Genomic DNA, 20513 nt, shown 5'->3' on the forward strand with positions numbered 1-20513 from the left:
GGCCCCGCGCACCGGACGCTCCGGCGCGCGGGGCCACCGCCTTTCGCCTACCGCGCCCAGGGCCGGGCGAACTCGTGCAGTGCCGCCACCACGGCCGGGGCGAGGGCGTGGTCGCCGACCGGTGTGCCGGCCGGGTGCAGGAAGTGGTCGACGCCGTCCAGGGTGCGCAGGCCCGGGCCGGTGGTGTGTGCCCCGGCCAGGGCGCCGAGCAGCGGGGGCACGGTCGCGCAGGGCACGTTGCCGTCGGCGGTGCCGCAGGTGACGGTGACCCTGGTGCCGGGGCGGACCGCCCGGGCGGCATCCGGCGGGTAGACCGCGTCGTCGCTCCGGACGAAGCGGGCGTTGTTCGGGCCGAACAGCGCGTTCAGCAGCCCGGCGAGCGGCGGCAGCAGGACGCTGGTGTCGGCCGGGCGGCCGGCCCGGAAGTCCGCGACGGCGGCCGACACACCGGCCTTGTTCGCCCGCGCCGCCTCCTCGGTGACCTGCCCGGCCGCGACCGCCTGGTCGAGCTGGCCGTCGAGCTGGGCGGTCAGCAGGTCCAGCAGGCGCTGGTCCTGCGGGGCCAGCAGCGCGAGGCCGACCGGCGCCGGCCGGACCGTACGGGCGACCAGCAGGGCCTGCAGCCCGCCCTCGCTGTGGCCGACCACCAGCAGCTCGCGCCGGTCGGCCTCCGGCTGGTCCCGCAGGGTGGCGTAGGCCGCGGCCGCCTGGCGGGTGAAGGCGGGCAGGTCGAGCCGGCCGGGGTCGCCCTGGTAGGCGCCGGCGCCGGTGCGGCCGGTGAAGTACTTGTCGAAGCGCAGCGTCATCACGCCGTCCGCACCGAGGGTGTCGGCGACCGCCCGCAGGGTGCCCGGGGTGAGCGCGGGCGGCTCGTCGCCGTTGCGGTCGGTCGGACCGCTGCCGGGCAGCAGCAGGGCGGCGGGCAGCCGGTGCCCGGCCCGGTGGGCGGGGACGTGCAGGGTGCCGTAGGCGGTGGTGCCGTCCGCGGTGAAGCTGATCTCGCGGTCCGCCGCGGGCACCGTGGGCGCCGGTTCGGCCGCGCTCGCGACGGGCGCGGCCAGGCCCGTCGCGGTCAGCGCGGCGAGCAGGACGGCGGCCGCCGAGGAACGCCAACGCATGTTCTCCCCCTGGAAGTCGGTCTGCGGGCTTGCCGCTCCCAGGCTACGACCGGGCCGCCCCCGCGCCCGGACCGCCCCCCACGACGTCGGCCCCGTGACGTCGACCCCGTGACGTCGGCTCAGCGGCCTTGACCTCAAGCCCACTTGAGGTCCTAGCGTCGACCGCATGATCTTCACCGAGACGGAACGCCGCTACCTCACCGCCCAGCCGCTGGCCCGCCTGGCCACCACCGGACCCGACGGCGGCCCGCAGGTCCGCCCGGTGGGCTTCCGGCTCAATGACGACGGCACCATCGACATCGGCGGGCCCGACATGGCCCGCAGCCGGAAGTACCTCAACGCCCAGGCCCGTCCGGAGGTCTCCGTCCTGGTCGACGACCTGGCCCCGGCCGACGACCCCGTCGCGGCCGGCTGGGGCCGGGGCGTCGAGATCAGGGGCCGGGCCGAGGTGCTCACCGTCGACGTACCGCCGGTGGCACCCGGCCGCTTCAGCCATGACATCGTCCGGGTCCACCCCCGGCGGGTCATCACCTGGAACCTGGAGGCGCTCGGAAGCGCCGCCCGTATCGTCGGGTGACGGCGTCGGAGCGTGAACGTCAGAGCTTGAACATCGCGGTGTACGGATGGATGACGCGTTCCTGACGTGACCCGAAGTCGACGAGCACCGCGATGTCGCCGTCCCCCTCGACGCCGATGACCCGGCCGAGGCCGAACCCGTCATGGGTGACCCGGTCCCCGACGGCGAAGTGCTTGCGCGGCGCCTCGGTACGGGGCTTGAAGGGGCTGGTGGGCAGGGGGCGACGTCCTGCTGAGAATTTCGTCATTTCATTCAGTATGCGCCGGGAAGCCCTGGCCGCGGACCTTTTCGACGGCGCGAGTTCGATTTCCCCGAGAATTTCCGTCCTCCCGACCGGGCCGGCGCCGCCGCATCGCCTCGCTCCCGGGCCCAAGCACCCTTCCCCCGAGGCGAGTTCACACCCCGCTCCGACCGGTGCGGCCGGCCGTCCGGGAGCCCGGCGGAAAACCGCGCGCGGGAGGACCCCCCGAAGCGGGCCGCGGCCTGCTACAGTCGACTCAGTTGCAGTAGTGGTTCCCATGAACTTTGTGTGCGCCTGCTGATGTTCTGCAGGCGCATTTTTTGTTCCCCGGCTCTTCCCCGGGGTGGGCGCTCCATGCGGTGACTCGGTGTGCACACCGTGCGCGCCTCGGACAGTCCCTTGAAGGAGATTTTTTAATGGCTAATGGCACCGTGAAGTGGTTCAACTCGGAGAAGGGCTTCGGCTTCATCGAGCAGGAGGGTGGCGGCCCGGACGTCTTCGCCCACTACTCGAACATCAACGCCAACGGCTTCCGCGAGCTGCTTGAGGGCCAGAAGGTCGAGTTCGACGTCACGCAGGGCCAGAAGGGCCCGCAGGCCGAGAACATCCGCCCGCTGTAGTTCATCCGCCACGGCACCCCCCTGGCAGTGAGGGGCCCGCACCGCGCACGCGCTCGGTGCGGGCCTCTTCGTTTTCGCGCCACGGCGCCCTGAACGGAAGGTTCCCGCATGACCCGCTCCGGTCACTCCCCGTACCGAGACGCTGACTTTCGGTCCACCACGGGGGCCCGCTCCGGCGGCAGCTCCTCCCACGGAGACCGGCCGGTCCGCGGCCGCCGCCCCCACGGGCGCGGCGCCGCTCAGGAACCCACCGCACAGGGCGAGTTCGCCACCCCGGTGAACACCACCCCGGCCCTTCCGGCCGTCGAGTCCTTCGGCGAGCTGGACCTGCCGGAGGCACTGCTCCCGGTGCTGACCCAGCAGGGCGTCACGGCACCGTTCCCGATCCAGGCCGCCACGCTGCCGAACTCGCTGGCCGGCCGCGACGTCCTGGGCCGGGGCCGTACCGGCTCCGGCAAGACCATCGCGTACGGCCTGGCCACCCTGGCCCGCACCGCCGGGCGCCGGGCCGAGCCGGGCTGCCCGCTGGCCCTGGTGCTGGTCCCCACCCGCGAGCTCGCGCAGCAGGTCACCGAAGCCCTCACCCCCTACGCCCGCGCGGTACGCCTGCGGATGGCGACCGTGGTCGGCGGGACCTCGATCAGCCGCCAGGCCTGGTTGCTGAACCGCGGGGTGGAGATCGTGGTGGCCACCCCGGGGCGGCTCAAGGACCTGGTCCTGCGCGGCGACTGCCGGCTGGACCAGGTCGGTGTCACCGTGCTGGACGAGGCCGACCAGATGGCCGACATGGGCTTCCTGCCGCAGGTCACCGAGCTCCTGGAGCAGGTCGACGGGGCCGGCCAGACGATGTTGTTCTCCGCCACGCTGGACCGCGGCGTCGAGGGCCTGGTGCGGCGCTTCCTCAAGGACCCGGTCACCCATTCGGTGGACCCGGCCGCGGGAGCGGTCGGCACCATGGAGCACCACGTGCTGCACGTGCGCAACGTCGACAAGAGCGCCACGATCGCCCACATCGCGTCCCGCGACGGCCGGGTGATCATGTTCACCGAGACCAAGCAGGGCGCGGACCGCCTGGTGGAGGAGCTGCTCGCGAACGGTGTCAAGGCCGCGGCCCTGCACGGCGGCAAGCTCCAGCCGCAGCGCACCCGCACCCTGGAGCAGTTCCGCACCGGCCAGGTCACCGCGCTGATCGCCACCAACGTCGCCGCCCGGGGCATCCACGTCGACGGTCTCGACCTGGTCGTCAACCTGGACCCGCCGGGCGACCACAAGGACTACCTGCACCGGGGCGGGCGCACCGCCCGGGCCGGTGAGTCCGGCACCGTCGTCACGCTGGTGCTACCCAGCCAGCGCCGCGGGATGGCCCGCATGATGAGCACCGTCGGCATCACCCCGGTCACCACCATGGTCAGCTCCGGTGACGAGGACCTGGCCCGCATCACCGGCGCCCGGGTGCCCACCGGTGTGCCCGTCACCGTCCCCGACCCCGTGGTCGAGCGGCCGCGCCGCGGCCCGGCGACGGGTCGCGGCCACCATGGCGCGCCCCGGCGCGCCGCCCACGCCGCTCACGCCACGCGCGCGCCCCGCACGCCTCGCGCCGAGTAGCCCCGAGTAGCGGCGTCCGGTCCCCCGGCCGGGGCGGCGGTCAGCCGCCGATCCGCTGCGGGACCTCGCACGACGCGCCCCCGGTAGGACCGTGTAACGCCTTGGAAGGCCCGAGCCAAGTAGAGACGTAAGGCAGTGCTCGTCGTTCCAAGGAGTCCACCCGTGTCAGCGGAGCACCGAACAGCACCACCCTCGCGCGACCCGGCGGCGTTCGCCGTGTTCTACCAGCAACAGTTCGACCCCGTGCTCGGATTCGTCACCCGGCGCACCTCCAGCGCGCATCTGGCGGCCGATCTGACGGCCGACATCTTCCTGACGGCGCTGGAGCAGGCCGACGGGTACGACGCCCGCCGCGGCACGCCCATCGCCTGGCTGTACGGGATCGCCCGCAACGTCGTGGCCGCGCACTTCCGTGGCAGCGTGCGGGAACGCAACGCGGTGGCCAGGATCGCCGGCCAGCGGATGCTCGACGATCAGGACGTGTCCGCGATCGAGGAACGCATCGACGCGGCGCAGGAGGTCCGCGCGCTGGCCGGACGGCACGCCGCCCTGTCCGAGCCGCTGCGCGCGGTGCTGGACCTGGTGACCGTCGACGGGCTGACCGTCCGTGACGCGGCCAAGGCACTGGGCATCACCGCGGCCACCGCCCGGGTGCGGCTGCACCGGGCCCGCAAGGCACTGCAGAAGGTCGTCCCGGCCACCGACACCACCAGCGCGTCCGTGAACACCCTCCTGGAGGCCGCCTCGTGAACACGCCCCTGCACTTCCGGCAGCAGCTCGGTGCCGAACTCGCCACCCGGGCCGCGAACCTCCCGACCGCGGGCACCAGGGCCCCGGCCCGGCCGCGCCACACCCGCAGGCTGGTGGCGACCGGCTTCGGGCTCGCCGCCGCGGTCACGGCGGTCGTCCTGCTGCCGCACGACGACACCGCCCCCGCCACCCCCGCGGCGCCCGCACCGCAGACCGGCCCCGCCACCGCCCCGAGCACCGGTGGCAGCCCGGTCGCGGTACAGCTCACCACCGCCTCCTACACGGTGACCCCCAACACGGACGGCACCGTCTCCGTCCAGCTGACGGGCACCGAGTGGTCCGGGCTCCAGGGCGCCCTGCGCTCGGTGGGCGTACCCGCACTGGTCATGACGCCCTCGGCCTCCTGCCACACCCCGGTGACCACCGACAGCAGCCGGCTGGACGCGGTGATGTCGCTGGACCCGAAGAACGGCCGCATCGCGATCCTGCACCCGGGCGCGATCCCGCCCGGTGAGAGCCTGCTGGTACTCAACACCGCTCCCCAGGGCTCGCTCCAGCCGAACACCGTCGGCAGCATGGACATCACGCTCACCAAGGAGACGCCGGGCTGCTTCCCGCTCTCCCAGACCAATGTGGTCGGCGTGGGCTGATCCGTCCGACGGCCCACCCATGACACCGCGCAGCTCCCGGCCCGTGGCACCACCGCGGCCGGGAGCTGTGCGGTGCCCGCCGTGGTGTCTCCCCACGCGCCCTACGCGCCCTCCGTGCCGCCCCCGGCCAGGGCGCGCCGGCGGTGTTCGCGGGGCGAGAGCCCGTAGGCGGCGCGGAAGGCGCGGCTGAAGTCGTCGGCGCGGGGCAGGCCCCAGCGGGCGGCGACGGCGTGCACCGGGGTGGTGCGGTGGGCGGGGTCGGCGAGGTCGCGGCGGGCCCGTTCCAGGCGTTCGGCGCGGATCCAGGCGGCGAGGGTGCGGCCCTGGGACTGCCGGGTGAAGACCCGGTGCAGGTGGCTGACCGAGACGTGGTGGGCGGCGGCGATCACCGCCGGGGTGAGCTCGGGGTCGTGGAGGTTGCGGCGCGCGAAGGCCCGCACCTGCCCGGCCAGCGCCCGGTGCCGGGCGTCGTCCGACAGCTCGCCCTCGGCGTCCAGCTCTCCGGCCACCCAGGCCGCCACCAGGTCGACGACGACCGTCCCCAGCCGGGCCGTCTCCGCCGGGCCCAGGGCGGCGGCCTGCCGGTCCAGCCCGACCAGGAACTGCGCCAGCAGCGCCGCCGACCCCTCCCGGGCCGAGAACGCCCGGCCCAACAGGTCGCGCAGCCGCTGCGGGGGCAGCGGCAGCAGCGACACCGGGAAGTCGATGCCGACGCCGGAGATCCGGGGCTCCGGCTCCGTGGCCGTCGGACCGCCGAAGGCCCGCAGGTCGTACGGGTGGGAGCTGTCGACCAGGTGCAGGTCCCCCGGTCGGAGCGTCTCCGTGCGGCCCGCGCCCCGGGTCAGCGTCATGGTGCCCTGCTGCAGGAACGACAGGTGGTAGACGCCCTCGTCGGAGCGCCGCACCATGCGCTCCGTCCGCCGGAACCGCACCGACGGGAACGACGTCCCGAGCAGGGTCACCTCCCCCAGCTCGGAGCGCCTCAGCTCCGCCCGGAAGTCATCGGCGTGGGCACTGGTCGCCTCACACGCCCTGGTCCGCTCCAGCAGCTCCCGCCAGCAGTCGAACCGCTCCCGCGCGGGCACGTCCTCGCCGCGGAACACGGCGGATCCCGTCCCTCCAGTCACCCTCGCCCCTTCAGACCGACCTGCACATGGTGAGCGGCGTCGCGACGCTGGTGCACGCACCTCGCCGCGTTGTCGTCGGTCGCCCGATGCTCCGCATCGCCTCCCTCCTCCGCCTTGCGATGCACGCACCCCAACGCCGCTCCTTCACCCACTCACCATGTGCCGGTCGGTCACAGGCTGCTTCCCCCTCCATCGATTCAGTCGATTCCGTCGACGAGCGGTCGGATCAACCAGCCGGGGGCGGGGCCTTGTCGAGCGACACCGCCGGCTCCCCGGCCGCCACCTCGCCCCCGGTCGCCGGCTCGTCCGCCACCGCAGGCTCGGCCTGCTCGATCCGGCTCAGCAGCCGGGCGACGGCGTCGGTGCGCTCGCGCAGCACCACCACGTGCTCCGCCCGGTCGGGTTCCGCCACCGCCTCGGCGGGCCGCACCGGGATGCCGCGTCGGCGGGCGGTCGCCATCAGGCTCTCCCGGGCCTGGCCGACGATCACCAGCGAGGCGGCGGCGAAGCAGCCCGCTTCCAGGGTGCGCTGGCGGCCGAGCAGACCGCGGTGGACGATCTGGGCCGGTACGGTCAGCTCGTCCAGCCGCTGGTCGACCGAACCGCGTTCGAGCGCCGCGAGGACGACGGTGGCCAACGCCTCCCCCGCCTTGGTGACGGCCCACTTGCGGCCGGGCACCGGCGGGAGGAACTCGCGGATCCGGTCCACGTCCTGTTCCAGGGCACTGGTCGTCAGCACCTCGAAGGCGTTGCGGGTGCGGATCTCCACGACCTTGTCCCACTCCACCTCCTCCCCGTCGAAGCCGGCCCGCACCGGGCCCAGGTGCACCGCGCCGTAGCCGTCGAGGAGTCCGAGCAGCTTGTGCGCCACTGCCGGTGTCCGCGGGTGACGGCCGATCAGCGTGCCCAGCGACAGCTTCCACGGCTCGGTGGCCGGCACCTCCGGCGGGGCGACCGAGCTCAGCGCCGCCAGCGCCCACCGCCCGCCCGCCGCCGAGCGGCCACCGCGCAGCACCGCCTGCCGCCCGGCCTCCCCCAGCTCGGCCGCCGCCCCCACCAGCCGGCCCAGACCGCCCGCCCACTCGACCCTGCCCACCCGCCCGCCCTCTCCTCGCCTCGGCAAACCCACAGGCCGGACATGGTACGACCGCCCCGCCGGGCGGCAGCGGGCGCCTCCCGGATCAGCGGCCGCTCTCAGGGGGGGGTGGTGTCAGGGGGGGTGGCGTCAGGGCCGGAGTCAGGGGCCGGCGTCAGGAGGTGGTGTCAGGAGGTGGTCCGGACCGGGAAGCCGGTGGTACGGCCCTGGGCCTTCAGCCAGCCGAGCACCTGGCCGAGCGCCTCCACGGTCTGCTGCCGGTCGCCGCCGCCGTCGTGGAACAGCACCGTCGGGCCGTTGGGGATCTCCTTCTTGACCGTCTCGACGATGGCCGCCGTGCCGGGCTTCTCGAAGTCCTTGGAGTCGACGTTCCAGCCGAGCGGGCGCATCCCGTTCGCCGCGGCGATCCGCCGGCTGTCGGGGGTGAACGAGCCGCCGGGGGCCCGGTAGTACTGCACCACTCCGGGGCTGCCCGCGGCGTCCTCGATCATCTTCTTCGCGTCCAGGATCTCCTTCTCCTGGTAGGCGACGGGCTTCTTGTCCATCGTGGTGTCGTGGTGCACGGTGTGGTCGCAGAGCCGGTGACCGGCCGCCAGCACCTGCTTCACCAGCTCGGGGTGGGCCTTGGCCTGCGGCCCGATCATGCAGAAGGTCGCCTTCACCCCGTACCGCTTGAGCACGTCGAGCACCTTCGGGGTCCACACCGGGTCGGGACCGTCGTCGATGGTGATGTTCACGGCATTGCCCCCGGCCTCGGAGGCGTGGGCGATGCCCTCCGGCACACCCCCCTGCTGCGTGGCGCCGCCGGCGGAGCCCTGCGAACCGTCGTGATTGTCGGTGGCCGGCTCCTGCTCGTGTGCGGCGTTCTGCTTGGCCGCGGCGAACGACCCGGTGACCGGCGGAACCGCCCAGGCGGCCACCGCCACCACCACGACCCCCGCGGCCAGCGCCACCCGCGACCGGCCGCCCAGCTTCGCCATGCCCGCCTTGACGTCCATCTACCGTCACTCCCCCGATCGCACCTGCGTGTTCTCCGAGGTCCATGACGTGAATCGAACACGATGGGTTCCCTCGGTTCGAAGCGAGTGCCGGGCCCGCCGGGGTGAGGGTCTCGTCGTCCGTCCGCCCTGCCCATCAGCCCGACCTCCCTGCCGTGCAAGGGTTTTCGGCCCGGAACCGCTCCCGGACCGGGAGGCAGACTATTACCTTCCGGTAACCGAACCATCCGCGAATGATCTGTGAAAATCGGAGATCGATCGCTGTCCGAGGTACATCCGCGGGGCCCTCCGATGGTTGAGACGCAATGCCCGGGGCGGGGACTTTCAATCCATTCGAGCCGATGACGACGCAAAACATATCGACGGAGGCCGATTTCTGATCCGGTCTGTGCGTCCCGGCCAAGCTTCACCTACGATCCGACTGGTGAAGGCTCAACGACCTGACGTCAGCCCAGGTCAAGCCGCCAGAATGACACAACGAGCTACTCCGGAGTAACGAACAAAGACGTTCTCCTCCGCGAACCCCGCTTCTCCCAGGCCGTTTCCCTGAGGTGACGTCATGATCGGGTGCGGTGGATCACTCACGCACGAGTCGGGCGGACCCTCCGGCAATGTAGGTCGACCAGACGGGAACTTCCTTGCATTTCAACATCCTTGGCCCGCTGACAGCGGTCCACCACGGTGAAAACGTGCCACTGGGCGGGATCCGGCAACGGACCGCCCTGGCATTCCTCGTGTTGCACGCCAACACCCCGGTCAGCACGACGCGCCTGGTCTCGGCACTCTGGGAGACGGACGTGCCCACCACCGCCCGCAAGATCCTGCAGAACGCCGTCTCCGGGCTGCGGCGGATCCGCGCGGGGCGCGAGCCCCGCGACAGCACCCCGATCGACCTGCGCACCGAGCCCCGGGGCTACGTCCTCCACCTGGCTCCGGAGCACGTCGACTACGGCCGCCACCGGGAACTGGCGCGCCGCGCCGAGCGGGAGCTCGCCGACCGCGCCTGGGCGACCGCCTCCGCCACCCTGCGGGAATCCCTGTCCCTGTGGCGCGGGGACGCCCTGGCCGACCTCGCCGAGGCGGGCGTCGACTGGCCCGAGCTGGCGGCCCTGCGCGAGGCGCGCTGGAACGCCCTGGAGGACCGGGTGGTGGCCGACCTGATGCTGGGTCGCCACCGCGAGGTGCTCGCCGAGCTGAGCGCCGCCACGACCACCACCCCGGCCCGCGAACGGCTGTGCCGGCTGCTCATGGTCGCGCTGTACCGCAGCGGGCGCCAGGCGGACGCCCTGGAGGTCTACCGGCGCGCCAAGTCCGCCCTCGCGGAGCGGGGCCGCACGGCCCCCGGCCCCCGGTCACGGGCGCTGGAACAGGCCGTCCTCAGCCACTCGCCCGCGTTGGACGAGGCCGACGCCGTCCTGCGGCTCGCCGCATGACGACCGGCGGCCACCCCGACGAGCTGCGGTTCAACGTGCTGGGGCCCCTGGAGGTCCTGCGGTACAACACACCCCAGCCCCTCAGCGGCATCAACCAACGGGCCGTACTCGGCTACCTCCTGCTGCGCCACAACCAGGTGACGGCCACCAGCCAGCTCATCTCCGCGTTGTGGGACGGCCCGACGCCCCCCTCGGCCCGCAAGATGGTGCAGAACGCGGTCTGGCAGCTGCGGAACCTCCTCCTCGCCGACACCCGGCGGCCCGCGCCGAACGCGCCGGCGCTGCTCTCCCGCGCCCCCGGATACGTCCTGGAGGTGGAGCCCCGGGCGATCGACCTGCACCGCTTCCAGGAACTGGTGGCGGCAGGCCGGACGCGGATGCGCGAGGGCGCGGTGGCGGCGGCCTCCCAGAGCTGGCGCGAGGCGCTGGACCTGTGGCGCGGGGACGCCCTGGCCGACCTCGCCGAGGCCGGGATCGGCCTGGCCTGGCCCGAGCTGACGGCGGCCGGGACGGCACGGCTGGACGTCCTGGAGGAGCACTTCGACGCCGAACTCGCCCTGGGGCAGCACCTGGCGGTGCTTCCGGAGCTCCAGGAGCTCAGCCGGGCGCACCCGCGCCGCGAAGGACTGGCCGGACAGCTGATGCTGGCCCTGCACCGCAGCGGCCGGCAGTCCGACGCGCTCGGCGTCTACCACTCCGTCCGGGCCCACCTGGCCGAGGAGTTGGGCCTGGACCCGGGGCGCGAGCTGCAGAACGTCCAACAGGCGATCCTCACCGACGACCCGGCGCTGGAGTACACCCCCCTGCCCGGCAGCGTCCGGATCCGGCCCCCGGCCCAGTGCCCGCCGTCGCAGGCCCGGACCGGACCACCGGTGCCGGCGGACGCGACGGACGCGACAGGGACCGGGACGGCAACGGGAACGGGGACGGCGGGAGCAACGGGCGCCGCGGGGGCGGCCGATGCGCCGACCGGCGCCGAGGACTTCGCCCAGGAGCGCCGGGAGGTCACCGTCGTCCTGATCAACGCGTCCGTCCCGGCCGAACACCCGGGCGCGGATCCGGAGCGCCTGGACACGGTGATGACGGCGCTGCACGGAATCGTGCGCTCCGAGGCGCAGCGGTTCGGCGGCACCGTCTCGGCGCGGATCGGCTCCTCCTGGCTCGTCGTCTTCGGCGCCCGGCACATCCGCAGCAACGAGGCGATGCGGGCGGTGCTGATGGCGCTCGCCGTCCGGCACCGGGTGCGGTTCGAGCACGCGGCGGCCGAACGGCTGGTCCTGCGGGCGGCGATCGACACCGGTGAGGCGCTGGTCCGGTTCTGCCCGGAGGCGCCCGGCTCGCCCTCGGTGACCGGCGCGGCCCTGGACCGGCCGCTGTCCCTGCTGCCGCTCGTGCCGCACGACCAGATCTGGGTCAGCGAGTCGGCCAGGGAGCAGACCGACAACTGGATCGACTACCGGCGCGCCTCCGTCCACTCGACGATCTGGGCGGTCGCCGGGCTGCGGTCCAACGGCGTGCGCGACGAGGGGTTCCCCACCCTGGAGCGGGCCGAGGGGCTCGACGCCATGACGGGCCTGCTCGCCGCCGGACCGGGCGATCCGCGCGTGGTGCTCGTCGTCGGCGAGGCCGGCATGGGCAAGAGCGCGATGCTCCACGCGTTCGAGCGCCTGGCCGCCCGGTCCGATCCGGCGGCGCGGCCGCTGCTGGCGCACGTCGTGCCGTGCGCCGTCGACGAGAGCCCGCTGCGGTTCGTGGCCGCGGAGCTCTCGGCGGCCTGCGGCATCCGCCCCGACGACCTGCCGGGCACCGCCCGGACCAGGCTGTGGGAGACGGTCGAGCGGGTGGCCGAGAGCCCCGCCGAGGCACGGCACCTGTTCGAGCACCTGGTCGTCCCGATCGGGCACGTGCCGGACCACGAGCGGACCGCCGGGGCGGAGGAGGTGACCGCGGCCTGGCACACCCTGCTGGAGCGGCTGGCCGCCGAACGCACGGTGATCATGCTGGTGGACGACCTGCACTCGGCGGACGAGCGCCTGCTCGACGCCGTCGGCCGGCTGGTCGCCGCACCCGGCCGGTCCCGGCTGATGGTGGTCGCCACGGCACGCCCGGAGCTGTTCGCCCGGCGGCCGGACTGGCGTGACGCCGCGGGGGCGCTCACGACCGTCACACTGGCGCCGCTGTCCGATGCCGCCGTCGCCCGGCTGGCGAGGACGGTGATCACCGCGCAGCGCCCGGCGGCCACGCCGCCCGGGCTGGTGCGCGAGATGGTGCGCGAGCTGGTCGAATCGGTGACCGCCCTGGCCGGCGGGAACCCGTTGTTCGTGACGGAGTTCGTCCGGCTGGCACTGCGCCGGCTCGACGCCGCCGAGCCGGTGCCCCGCTCCCCCGCCCTGGGCGAGGTGCCGCCGGCCGTGCACCGGGTGGTCGCGGCCCGGCTGGACGCCCTGCCGGCGAACCTCAAGGCGGTGCTCCAGGACGCGGCGCTGCTCGGCGACGGCATCCGGCCGGACGCGGTGGCGGCGCTGCGGCGCGAGCGGACGGACGAGGTGAACGGCGCGCTGGACACGCTCGCCCGGCTCGGCATCCTGGGGCCCGCGCCCGCCGACGCCGACGGCACCAGCCGCTTCGCGTTCCGGCAGCCGCTGCTGTGCGAGGTCGCGTACGCGCGGATCCCGCAGGGCCGGCAGGTCGCGAAGCGGGCCGCGCTGGCGGGCTGGGACGGCCACCCGAAGGTCCCGGACCGGCCGCGCCCGGTGGCGCCCGAACTGCTGCGGCTGCGGGCGGCCATGCGGCGGCTCTGCGAGTGAGCGGGCGCTCGGCGCCCCGGTTCGGGCCCAGGCTCGGGCCGGGGTTCCGGACTGGTGGCCCGGACTGGTGGCCCGGTGGGCGCGGCCGGTCCGGCAGCGGGTCGGCCGGAACGGCGGCGGGTCGGCCGGAACGGCGGCGGGTCGGCCGGAGTGGCGGCGGGGTCAGCGGCCGGCGACGATCACCCGCCCCGGGTCGGGCTCCTCGGCGTAGAGCAGTTGGACGGCCGCGCCCCGCCGCTCCACCACCGCGCGCTGGTTGAGGTAGCCCTTGTCGGTGAGTTCGCCGCCGTCCATGCTCGGCGGTTCGGCGACCAGCACCAGCCGTTCGACCCGGGAGGCCGAGCCCGCCCCCGCGTTGAGGCCCGCCAGGCTCCCGGCCAGGTGGCGGCGCAGCTCCTCGTCGTGGAGCAGTTCGGCGGCGTCGGCGGCCCGGGTACCCAGCAGGTCGTTGGCCCGGTCCAGGGCCAGCCAGCCGATCGCCGTCACGCAGGGCCGGTCGCTGCCGACCAGGACGGCGTCGGACAGCACCCCGACGGCCGACAGCAGCGCGTTGCGCAGTCGGCCGGACTGCACCCAGGTGCCGTTGCCGAGCTTGAAGTTCTCGGCGATCCGGCCGTCGAACCGCAGCCCGCGGCGGGGGTCGCCGTCCGGGTCGAGGAGCCGGGCGGCGTCGCCGGTGCGGTAGTACCCCTCCTCGTCGAGCATCCCGCCGAGCTCCGCGCCGACATAGCCCGGGGTCAACGAGGCTCCCCGTACGCGCAGTTCGACGGCTCCGCCGTGCGGCACCAGTTTCAGCTCGACGCCCGGCAGCGGTATCCCGATGCCCTCGCCGACGCCACCGTACGTGGAGGTGGCGGCCGGCCCGGTCTCGGTCGCACCCCACGAGGACACCAGCTCGATCTCCCGGCCGGTCGCCTTGCGGGCCAGGGCACGCAGCCGCTCCCGCAGGGCGTCGGGCAGGTCGGCGCCCGCGTAGACGAGGACCCGTGCCCGCGACAGGACCCGCTCGGCCAGCGGCGGGTCGTTCTCCAGCCGCTGGGCGAGCAGGGCGTACCCGGCCGGCACATTGACGCAGACCGTGGGGGGCACCTGCCGCAGGGCCTCGACGGTGCGGCCGAACCGGCCGGGTGCCGGCGATCCGTCGTCGATGTACAGGGTGCCGCCGTTGGCCAGGGCCAGGTGCAGGTTGTGGTTGCCGCCGAAGGTGTGGCTCCACGGCAGCCAGTCGGTGAGCACCGGCGGCTCGGTCCCGAGGAAGGGCCAGACCTGCCGGATCATCTGCTGGTTGGCGCACAGCATCCCGTGGGTGTTGAGCACGCCCTTGGGGGTGCCGGTCGAGCCCGAGCTGAACAGGATCTTCGCCACCGTGTCCGGGGTCAGGGCCTCGTGGGCCCGCCGGACGGCCCCGGTGACCGGCGTGCCGCGGAGCGCCTCGACCGTCAGGTCCGCCGGGCCGGGCCGGCGGGAGACGACCGTCACGGGCGCTTCACCGGCGGTGCCGGCCCGGGCGCCGGCGGTGCTCCGGACGGCGTCCAGGGCGGGCCGGAACGTCTCGCCGTCCTCGGCGAACACCAGCCCCGGGCGGACCAGTTCGGTGAACGCCCGCAGTCGGCCGTGGTCGGCGCTGCGCAGCGAGTAGGCCGCGCTGACCGGCACGACCGGGACCCCGGTGAGGTAGCCGGCGAGGGTGAGCCGCAGGTGGTCCAGGGAGTTGCCGGACAGCAGCAGCACCGGGCTGCGGGGGCCGAGCCCCCGGTCCAGGTAGGCCTGGCCCAGCGCGGCGGCCGCCTCGGCCGCCGCGCCGTAGGTGAGGCTCCGCCAGCCGTCGCCGTCCCGCTCCGCGGCCAGGACCGCGTCGGGGTGGCGGGCCGCCCGGTCCAGCAGGGTGTCGGCGAGCGTCGGCGGGTGCTCCCCCAGCTGCTCGGCGACCCGCAGGAGCCAGCTGCCGTCCGCCCGCCGCCGGCCGATCACCCGGGCCTCGGCGGCCACCGCCGGGCTCACCTGGCCCCCTGCGGCTGCTCGGTCCCGCGGGTGTGCGGCTCGACGGCGCGGCGCAGGTCGCCCGACTGGATCAGCACGGCCACCCGCTCGATGTCGACGTCCATCGGCCGGTCGCCGTCCAGGAACGCGCAGACCGCGCGCACCTCGTCGTACGCGGCCCGGCTCGGCGGGCTGAGCACCTCCAGGCCTCGCAGGTCGGCCGCCTGGCACAGGGATATCAGGTGGATGGCGGCGATCCGCTGGACCAGTTCGACCACCGACCGGGCGTCGCGGGCCGCGATGGTGCCCATGCTGACCTTGTCCTGGTTGTGCGCCTCGGTCGAGCGGGAGAACGAGGCCGCCGGCATCGTCCACTTGAGCGCCTCGGCGGCCAGCGAGGAGGCGGTGATCTGCATGCCCTTGAAGCCGTGGAACAGCCCGGCCTCGAAGTCCTCCGGCCCGAGCACCGGGATGAGGTTCGGGGTCAGGCCGTTGTTGAACTTCTCGTCGACGACGAGGGCGAGCTGGCGGTCCAGCAGGTCGCCGACGCCGGCCACGGACGTCTTGAGGGCGTCCATCGCCTGGGCGACGTGGCCGCCGTAGAAGTTGCCGCCGCTGCCCACGGAGCCGGTGGCGACGTCGAACAGCGGGTTGTCGTTGGCCGAGTTGACCTCGACGGACAGCAGCCGGTGGGCCCAGTCGGCGGTGTCCCGCAGCACGCCGGTGACGTGCGGCGCGCAGCGGATGGAGTAGCGGTCCTGGACCGGCCGCTCCAGCTCGGCGAAGTCGGCGTCGGGGTGGAGGAGGCCCAGGTCGGTGCCGGTGTCGTCACGGAGGATCGCCCGGACGGTCGCGGCGCTGTCCAGCATGCCGTCGAACGGCTTGGCCTCGAACAGGAAGGCGGCGAAGTGCCCCGGGTTGCCGAGCAGGACCTGGCTGGTGAGCGCGGTGCACAGGTCCGCCGTGAAGGCCAGCTCCCGGGCGTCGTGCAGGGCGAGGACGGCGAATCCGGACATGAACGACGTGCCGTTGACCAGGGCCAGCCCTTCCTTGGCCTCCAGCGTGAACGGGGTGAGGCCGGCGTCCGCGAGGGCCTCGGCGGCGGGCTTGGAGCGCCCCTGGTGGGTGACCGTGCCCTCCCCGGTGAGCGCGGCCGCGAGGTAGCTCAGCGGCACCAGGTCGCCGCTGGCGCCGACCGAGCCGCGCTCCGGGATCTGCGGCAGGATGTCCGCGTTGAGCAGGTCGATCAGTGCCGAGACCAGCTCGGGCCGCACCCCGGAGACGCCGCGGGCCAGGCAGTTGGCGCGGACCGCCATGGTGGCGCGGACGACGTCGGCGCGCGCCTTGGGGCCGGTGCCGGTGGACAGGAAGCGGATCAGGTTCTCCTGGAGCAGCGCGGTCTTGCGCTTGGAGACGTGCCGGGTGCTGCTGTCGCCGAACCCGGAGGTCACCCCGTAGATCGGGGTGCCGGAGTCGAGCAGCCGGTGCTTGAGCGCGTTGGAGGCGGCGATCGCCTCGGCCGCCCCGGCGGCCAGGGTGACGAGCCGGCCGGACGGGTCCCGGGCGATGGAGACGATGTCCTCCACGGCCAGCGCGTGGCCGTCCAGCGGTACTTCGAGCAGGCGGGTACCCGGATCGCGGGTGATGAGCATGACTGTCCTCTTTCTTGCCGTACTGCGGTGGGAACGGGGCCGGTGTTCACTGCGGCGGGAAGTAACCGGTCCTCGTGAAGAAGGCGTGGTAGGTACGGAACAGCTCCCGGGTCGGCGCGGGCCGGACGACCCCGGTGTCCGCCAGCGCGGCGTCGGTCAGCGAGCTGTCGATGGGCAGGTAGACGTCGGTGGCCCGGTCGCCGGAGACCGCCTCGAAGGACTCCAGCAGCGGCAGGAGCGCGTTGTCCGGGTCGGCGGTGACCCGCTCGCGCCAGGCCGCGGGCTCCAGTTCGGCCAACTCGCGTCCGAAGGAGCGCAGATGGCCGACGATCTCGGCGAACGTCACCGGGGCGCGGCCCGACAGGTGGAAGGTGCGGCCCACCGCGTCCGGGCGACGGGTGAGGGCGAGCACGGCGGCGCTGACGTAGTCCACCGGCACCAGCTGGAAGCCACCACCGAGACCGGTCGGAACGGCACCGGCCTGGAGCATCCCCTTGACGCTCAGCCAGACGAAGTCCCGGGTCTGGCAGGCGCCGTTGCGCTGGTCGCCGGAGACCAGGTCGACCCGGTGGACGGTCACCGGCAACCCGCGCTCGCGGGCCAGGCCGACGACCTGCTCGGCCACCCACTTGCTCCGGGTGTAGCCGGTCCGCAGCTCCTCCGGCGGCCCGGTGGGGTCCTCCGGGCGCAGCGGCACCCCGGCCTCCACCGCCTGGGCGAACACCCCGGTGGTGGACAGGTAGTGCAGCGGCACGCTGCGGTGCCGGGCCGCCAGGCGCAGCAGTTCCGTCGTCCCGCCGACGTTGGCCGCCCGCAGCGCGGAGTACGGCTGGAGCCAGTTGACCTGGGCGGCCGCGTGGACGACCAGGTCGACCGAGCGGGCCAGGCCGTCGAACACCTCGGCGCCCAGACCGAGCAGCGGCCCGGCCAGGTCGCCGGCCAGCACGTCCAGCCGGTCCGGGTCGATGTCGTCCAGGAGCCCGTACCAGCGCAGGTTCTCGGTCAGCCGCTCCCGCGCGTCCGCCTCGTCGGCCCCCCGGGCCAGGCAGCGCACCACCGCGTCCGTGTCGCGCATCAGATCGCGCAGCAGGAACGCGCCGACGAAGCCGGTGGCCCCGGTCAGCAGCACCTCGCGCGGGTCCTCGGCGGCCGTCACGACCTCGGCGGCGGGCCGGATGTCCTCGGGCAGGACGACGTCCTCGGCGAGACGGGGCCCCGTGGCGCCCGCCTCCACCGGCTGGTCCGGCGTGCCGCCCGCCTCCTCGGGCAGCAGCTCGGCCAGGATCCGGTCGGCGAGCGACCGCGCGGTGGGGTGGTCGAAGACCAGGGTGGGCGGCAGCCGCAGGCCGGTGGCGGCGTCGAGCTGGTTGCGCAGCTGGACCGAGCTGAGCGAGTCGAAGCCCAGCTCCGGCAGCGGCGCGTCGTCCCGGACGGCCGACGGCGCGTCCAGGCCCAGCAGGGTGGCGATCCGGCCGCGCACCAGGTCCAGGACCCGGGCCCGCCGGTCGGCGGCCGGCAGCGCGGCCAACTCGTCGACCGGCACCGCCGCACCGCCGTCCTCCTGCGGCCCGCGCCGGTCGCCCCGCTTGGCCAGGGCGCGCAGCAGCGGCGGTACGGGGGCCTGCCGCCGCACCACGTCCAGATCCAGCGGGCAGGCGACCAGCAGGGGCTCGCCGCTCACGACGGCCGTGTCCAGCAGCGCCATGCCGCGCGCGGCCGGGATCGCCCCGAAGCCCTCGCGGGCCACCCGGCGCAGATCGGCCGAGGCGGCCATGCCCGCGCCGTCGAGGTCCCACGGCCCCCAGGCCACCGAGACGGCGGGCCGTCCGACGGCGGCGCGCCGCTGGGCCAGTGCGTCCAGCGCCGCGTTGGCGGCCGCGTAGTTGGCCTGCCCGGGGCCGCCGAAGACGCCCGCGACCGAGGAGAACAGGACGAACGCCGTCAGCTCGTGCTCCCGGGTCAGCTCGTCCAGGTGCCGGGCCGCGTCCGCCTTGGCCCGCAGCACCGTCGCCAGGCGCCGCGCGTCCAGCGCGGTGAAGGCGCCGTCGTCGAGCGCCCCGGCGGCGTGCACCACCGCGCGCAGCGGCCGGTCGGCGGGCAAGCCGGCGAGCAGCGCCGCCAGGGCCGCCCGGTCACCGACGTCACAGGACGCGACCTCGGCGCGGGCGCCGAGCGCGGCCAGCTCCTCGACCAGCCGGGCCGCGCCGGGCGCGTTCGGGCCGCTGCGGCTGGTCAGCACCAGGTCCCGTACGCCGTGCTCGGCGGCCAGGTGACGGGCGATCACGGCGCCGAGCGCGCCGGTGCCGCCGGTGATCAGCACCGTGCCCTCGGAGGGCCAGCCGGCGACGCCGGAGGCTGCGGCGGGTGCGGCGGGTGCGGCGGCGGCTGGTGCGGCGGCGGCTGGTGCGGCGGGTACGGCCGCGGCTCCTCCGGCGGGTGCGGCGGGTACGGCGACCGGGGTCGCCGGGGCCAGCCTCGGTACCAGCACGCGGTCGGCGCGCAGGGCGAGCTGGGGGAGGCCGGCGGCGGCGACGGCGGCCAGCAGGGACGGCGGGAGGGACGGGTTCGGGGTGTCGGCCGGGGCCTGGTTCGTGTCCGGGGTGCCGGCCGGGTCGGCGTCCACCAGGACGAACCGGCCCGGGTGCTCGGACTGGGCGGACCGCAGCAGGCCCCAGACGGCGGCCGCCTCCGACGGCTCCTCCCCGTCCACCGACACCGCGCCCCGGGTCACAACGACCAGCGGCGGGCCCTCGGACCGGGCGGCGAGGGCCCGTTGAGCGGTGCTCAGCACGTCGTGCAGCGGGAGCCCGTCGGTGACGTACTCGACGTCCGGGGCCACCGCCCCGGCGGCGGGCAGGACCACCGGCGACCAGGCGATGCGGTACAGGTCGTCGGCCGGGCGCACCGAGGGAACGCCCCCGCAGGTCAGCGCGTCCACGGTGGCGACCACCAGCCCGGCCCGGTCCGTGAGCACCAGCCCGGGGCCGTCGGCGGGGACCGCCGCCACCCGCACCCGGCCGGTGCCGCCGCGGTGGACGCGGACCCCGTGCCAGCGGCGGACGTCCCGGCCGCCGATCGCGGCGGCCAGCAGGCCGGGGTGAAGGACGTAGCGCTCGGCCTCGTCGTCGGCGACCACGAGGTCCGGGCCGGCGGGAGTGGCTGAGGCAGCGGCTCCGGGGACGGGCCCGGCCGCCGGGCTGAGCAGGCCGTGGGCGCACCGGGCCCAGGCGGTGGCCTCACCGGCGCGGGCGTGGATGCGCACCGCGCGGCGGCCGTCGGTACCGGGCGGGTCGACGACGACCAGCAGGTGGGCGGCGGCACCGCGCTCCGGCGCCACGGCCGCGTCGATCACCAGCTCGTCCACGGTGGTGCAGTCGACCTCGTCGGCGGCGCGCAGTGCCAGTTCGACCCAGACCCCGGCGGGCGGCAGGTCGCCGACCAGCCGGCCGGTGAGCGTGACGCGGCCGCTCTCCGGGTCCTCGACCACCGAGGTGAGGAGCGGGTGGCCGGTGGCGGAGCGGTCGGTACCGCTCTGCCGACCGCGCCAGTAGTGGTGGTGGTCGAAGGCGTACGTGGGGAGATCGACGGGCCGTCCACCACGCCCGGTGAAGAACCCGGACCAGTCGACCGGGACACCGGCCGCGAACAGCCGGCCCAGACCGGAGACCAGCGTCTCCGCCTCGTCACCGCCGCGACGACCCAACGGCACCGCCTCCAGACCCTCCGAGGCGATCCCAGCGATCAGACCCGACAACACACCATCAGGACCGACCTCCGCACACACCCCCGCACCCCAACCCACCAGCGAGTCCACCACATCCGCGAACCGCACCGGCTCCCGCACATGCCGCACCCAGTA

At 74.7% G+C, this 20513-nt stretch carries 15 protein-coding genes; 7 read left to right on the plus strand and 8 right to left on the minus strand.

Annotated elements, in window-relative coordinates; genetic code table 11:
• Nucleotides 1–47 precede the first annotated feature (47 nt).
• On the minus strand, nt 48–1118 hold the full coding sequence (locus ACZ47G_RS35950; RefSeq protein WP_465750087.1) for a dienelactone hydrolase family protein: 1071 nt from the start codon (nt 1116–1118) through the stop codon (nt 48–50).
• A gap of 166 nt (nt 1119–1284) precedes the next feature.
• Between ACZ47G_RS35950 and ACZ47G_RS35955 the strand changes: the two genes are divergently transcribed.
• Nucleotides 1285–1695, plus strand: coding sequence for a PPOX class F420-dependent oxidoreductase (locus ACZ47G_RS35955; protein WP_465750089.1), 411 nt, complete (start codon nt 1285–1287; stop codon nt 1693–1695).
• Nucleotides 1696–1714: 19 nt separating this feature from the next.
• Here the strand turns inward: ACZ47G_RS35955 and ACZ47G_RS35960 are convergent, their stop codons facing one another.
• Complete coding sequence (locus ACZ47G_RS35960) at nt 1715–1942, minus strand: hypothetical protein (protein ID WP_465750091.1); 228 nt, start codon at nt 1940–1942, stop codon at nt 1715–1717.
• Nucleotides 1943–2352: 410 nt separating this feature from the next.
• Here ACZ47G_RS35960 and ACZ47G_RS35965 point away from each other — a divergent pair, with 410 nt between their 5' ends.
• From ACZ47G_RS35965 to ACZ47G_RS35980, 4 genes are all read left to right on the plus strand, one after another.
• Nucleotides 2353–2556: a cold-shock protein gene (locus ACZ47G_RS35965; RefSeq protein ID WP_045694210.1), complete on the plus strand. Its 204-nt coding sequence runs from the start codon at nt 2353–2355 to the stop codon at nt 2554–2556.
• A gap of 108 nt (nt 2557–2664) precedes the next feature.
• A complete protein-coding gene (locus tag ACZ47G_RS35970) occupies nt 2665–4161 on the plus strand; it encodes a DEAD/DEAH box helicase (protein WP_465750093.1) in 1497 nt (498 codons plus the stop codon).
• A 162-nt stretch (nt 4162–4323) separates the two neighbouring features.
• Entirely contained in the window at nt 4324–4911 is a 588-nt protein-coding gene (locus ACZ47G_RS35975) for an RNA polymerase sigma factor (RefSeq protein ID WP_465750095.1), read from the plus strand.
• Entirely contained in the window at nt 4908–5561 is a 654-nt protein-coding gene (locus ACZ47G_RS35980; protein ID WP_465750097.1) for a hypothetical protein, read from the plus strand. The genes ACZ47G_RS35975 and ACZ47G_RS35980 overlap by 4 nt, the downstream gene beginning before the upstream one ends.
• A 101-nt stretch (nt 5562–5662) precedes the next feature.
• On the opposite strand, the gene ACZ47G_RS35985 is transcribed toward ACZ47G_RS35980, so the two are convergent.
• The 3 genes from ACZ47G_RS35985 to ACZ47G_RS35995 all read right to left on the minus strand — a co-directional run bounded on the left by ACZ47G_RS35985 (nt 5663) and on the right by ACZ47G_RS35995 (nt 8782).
• Nucleotides 5663–6688, minus strand: a complete 1026-nt coding sequence (locus ACZ47G_RS35985) for a helix-turn-helix domain-containing protein (protein ID WP_465750099.1) — start codon at nt 6686–6688, stop codon at nt 5663–5665.
• Between the two features lie 226 nt (nt 6689–6914).
• Complete coding sequence (locus ACZ47G_RS35990; protein ID WP_465750101.1) at nt 6915–7784, minus strand: hypothetical protein; 870 nt, start codon at nt 7782–7784, stop codon at nt 6915–6917.
• Between the two features lie 167 nt (nt 7785–7951).
• Nucleotides 7952–8782, minus strand: a complete 831-nt coding sequence (locus tag ACZ47G_RS35995) for a polysaccharide deacetylase family protein (RefSeq protein ID WP_465750103.1) — start codon at nt 8780–8782, stop codon at nt 7952–7954.
• A gap of 797 nt (nt 8783–9579) precedes the next feature.
• On the opposite strand from ACZ47G_RS35995, the gene ACZ47G_RS36000 reads away from it, so the two are divergent.
• Together ACZ47G_RS36000 and ACZ47G_RS36005 are read left to right on the plus strand one after the other, a co-directional pair.
• Complete coding sequence (locus ACZ47G_RS36000) at nt 9580–10215, plus strand: AfsR/SARP family transcriptional regulator (RefSeq protein WP_465750104.1); 636 nt, start codon at nt 9580–9582, stop codon at nt 10213–10215.
• Nucleotides 10212–13022, plus strand: coding sequence for a BTAD domain-containing putative transcriptional regulator (locus ACZ47G_RS36005; RefSeq protein WP_465750106.1), 2811 nt, complete (start codon nt 10212–10214; stop codon nt 13020–13022). Before ACZ47G_RS36000 ends, ACZ47G_RS36005 begins: the two co-directional genes overlap by 4 nt.
• Nucleotides 13023–13184: 162 nt before the next feature.
• On the opposite strand, the gene ACZ47G_RS36010 is transcribed toward ACZ47G_RS36005, so the two are convergent.
• Genes ACZ47G_RS36010 through ACZ47G_RS36020 form a run of 3 tightly spaced genes read right to left on the minus strand, consistent with a single transcriptional unit; the run spans nt 13185 to nt 20363 of the window.
• Nucleotides 13185–15023, minus strand: coding sequence for an AMP-binding protein (locus ACZ47G_RS36010; protein WP_465750108.1), 1839 nt, complete (start codon nt 15021–15023; stop codon nt 13185–13187).
• Complete coding sequence (locus ACZ47G_RS36015; protein ID WP_465750110.1) at nt 15020–16654, minus strand: HAL/PAL/TAL family ammonia-lyase; 1635 nt, start codon at nt 16652–16654, stop codon at nt 15020–15022. The genes ACZ47G_RS36010 and ACZ47G_RS36015 overlap by 4 nt, the downstream gene beginning before the upstream one ends.
• A gap of 46 nt (nt 16655–16700) precedes the next feature.
• On the minus strand, nt 16701–20363 hold the full coding sequence (locus ACZ47G_RS36020; protein WP_465750112.1) for a thioester reductase domain-containing protein: 3663 nt from the start codon (nt 20361–20363) through the stop codon (nt 16701–16703).
• Nucleotides 20364–20513: the final 150 nt, after the last annotated feature.

Source organism: Kitasatospora sp. NPDC030952, assembly GCF_055571335.1.

What these genes read in the sequence shown, in the direction of transcription:
- ACZ47G_RS35950 (WP_465750087.1), bottom strand. Translation starts at nt 1,118, where the DNA reads ATGCGTTGGCGTTCCTCGGCGGCCGCCGTCCTGCTCGCCGCGCTGACC.
- ACZ47G_RS35955 (WP_465750089.1), top strand. Translation starts at nt 1,285, where the DNA reads ATGATCTTCACCGAGACGGAACGCCGCTACCTCACCGCCCAGCCGCTG.
- ACZ47G_RS35960 (WP_465750091.1), bottom strand. Translation starts at nt 1,942, where the DNA reads ATGACGAAATTCTCAGCAGGACGTCGCCCCCTGCCCACCAGCCCCTTC.
- ACZ47G_RS35965 (WP_045694210.1), top strand. Translation starts at nt 2,353, where the DNA reads ATGGCTAATGGCACCGTGAAGTGGTTCAACTCGGAGAAGGGCTTCGGC.
- ACZ47G_RS35970 (WP_465750093.1), top strand. Translation starts at nt 2,665, where the DNA reads ATGACCCGCTCCGGTCACTCCCCGTACCGAGACGCTGACTTTCGGTCC.
- ACZ47G_RS35995 (WP_465750103.1), bottom strand. Translation starts at nt 8,782, where the DNA reads ATGGACGTCAAGGCGGGCATGGCGAAGCTGGGCGGCCGGTCGCGGGTG.
- ACZ47G_RS36005 (WP_465750106.1), top strand. Translation starts at nt 10,212, where the DNA reads ATGACGACCGGCGGCCACCCCGACGAGCTGCGGTTCAACGTGCTGGGG.
- ACZ47G_RS36015 (WP_465750110.1), bottom strand. Translation starts at nt 16,654, where the DNA reads ATGCTCATCACCCGCGATCCGGGTACCCGCCTGCTCGAAGTACCGCTG.